Here is a 931-nt window from a genome sequence, read left to right as displayed (position 1 = left end):
TCTCGTTTTGATACGGGAATCATAGCGACTAAAGATTCTTCAGGAAGCTCATTGCTTGTTTCCAGGTTCTTTCGCAGAGCACCTGAGCAGATTGCTAATACAACATCATTGATTGTGCTGCCCGTGTAGGCCTTTCTAATTTCCTTTACTTTGTAGAGCGGTAGATGGGCGCTTGCAAAGAAATGCTTTTTACTGATTGCTTGATTGAACGGCGTTTCAGGTGCGGTGAAAAAGTGCGGAGGACGCTGTTCCTTATCGAGCATTCTAAGTGCTTGGGAGCTGAAGATAGAGTGACTCAGACGTTTAGCTAGGCCGTAAACCTTAAGTGGGCTGCGATAGGCGTTTTGAATGTGCTTGCTACCAATTTCATAAACGGTGCTCGGCAAGTCTTGGTGTTCGGGTTTCCAATCATCGGTAAGCTCGGCTTGCGGGGCGCTTTTAGGGCTTAGTAAGCCAGCGAGAATATGCTCGGCAGACATACCATCGACTGCGGCATGGTGAAACTTCAGCAGGACAAAAAACTCATCCGGCTTGTTTTCACTTTCCATATACATTATTTCCCACAAAGGCCTGTGATGATTTAGTGCGCGACTAAAGAACTGGTTGATAACCTGCTTTTTGTCATGTTCGTGCAGCTCACCTTTCAAACTTGTGTGGAACAAGTGTTGATCAATATCAAAGCTCTCATCGTCTAACCAGGCTGGTCGATCAAGGTCTAGGATTTGTGTCGCCAGCTTCTTTCTAAAAACAGGCGATATCGACAGATGCGATTGAATATGACTCTTGAACTGCTCGAAGGTCATTGTCTTGTTCTTAGGCTGAGAAAAGGTCAGCGTGCAGCCGATGTGCATGGGTGATCTGGCAGATTCGAGGTGTAAAAATGAAGCATCGAGATTGGATAGTCTGTGCATGGTGCCTCCGGGGTGGCTAC

General features: G+C 46.5%; 1 protein-coding gene. It reads right to left on the bottom strand.

The window, feature by feature from the left end; genetic code table 11:
- Window positions 1-911 (bottom strand): wax ester/triacylglycerol synthase domain-containing protein (locus A3735_RS00195; RefSeq protein WP_304439948.1); only part of this gene is annotated, 911 nt, incomplete at its 3' end.
- Between the last annotated feature and the right edge of the window lie 20 nt (window positions 912-931).

Source organism: Oleiphilus sp. HI0061 (assembly GCF_001635675.1).
The sequence above is the reverse complement of the archived record's forward strand: the minus strand, read 5'-3'. Positions and strand labels throughout refer to the sequence as shown.